Origin of the sequence: Siccirubricoccus deserti, from assembly GCF_014283215.1 — a bacterium.
Classification (GTDB): domain Bacteria; phylum Pseudomonadota; class Alphaproteobacteria; order Acetobacterales; family Acetobacteraceae; genus Siccirubricoccus; species Siccirubricoccus deserti.
In genome coordinates this window covers 1-881 of the sequence record NZ_JACOMF010000243.1, presented here as the reverse complement: position 1 = coordinate 881, position 881 = coordinate 1, and the positions used below count along the sequence as shown (strand labels likewise).

Genomic DNA, 881 nt, shown 5'->3' with positions numbered 1-881 from the left:
ATGACGCTGGAAACCATCGGCACCGTCAGCGACAATCCCTCAGTCAGCCTGTCCGCCGTGACAACCTGACCCGGCGGCCCAACCCGCCGAGGACCATCGCTACTACACCATGCGATGGGACACGACCGTGGGTAATGGTGCTTCACCGCTCCACGAACTACGAAGCTGGGGGTCAGGAGTTCGAATCTCTTCGGGCGCGCCATTTTTCCGCTTTTAGTTCAGGAACTCAAAGTCGCCCGGCCATCGAGCCGGGCGTTGTCGTTTTCGGGCATCCCACGCATATCCCCCGAATGGCGCAGGAAGGCCGGCGACCTCTACCCGCGCGGTTTCCACAGCGTTAGGGCTTCTCGTATCAACGGCCCTGGCGGATGACCGCTTGAGGTGGTTAGCGGCTGTAGATGGCTCGGCACCCGGATGTCGGCTCCACCCTCGTAACCCTATATAGGAGCAGGCCGCCTGAGCTCATTCCCAACGGCATAGTTTGGCCGATAGCGGCCTGTCCGCTCCCGGGTCGAGGCGCAGATGAGCAGACATTAGCGGCATGCCGGGCCTTGCCGCTTTCAACGCATTCTCATGCACCCGAGTGCCGTCCCTCAACGACCAGTCAGGCGCGATCCCCGCCTTCAAGGCGCGGACTGCCTATGGAAGGCTGACCGCGCTGCTCTCGCACGGGCGGATGTATGCCCCCAAGGGGGAGTGCCATCTGGGCCGCGCGGATCTCTTCGCCGCCGCCGAAGGCCTCGTGCTGGCGGCCATCCCGCCTGCCCAGCCAGAGGCCGGCTTCGCCACCCGGCTGCGCGCCGATGCCGCAGCGGTGCGGGACCGTCTGGCCATGCCCCTGCTGCTGGCGGCGTCCTGCACCTATCAGGGCGACGACCAGC

At 65.4% G+C, this 881-nt stretch carries 1 protein-coding gene; it reads left to right on the top strand.

Annotated features, from left to right (window positions below; all coding sequences use genetic code 11):
* Window positions 1-541: 541 nt before the first annotated feature.
* Window positions 542-881, top strand: a 340-nt coding sequence (locus H7965_RS30080; RefSeq protein ID WP_186774111.1) for a PHP domain-containing protein, incomplete at its 3' end; no start/stop codon positions are given.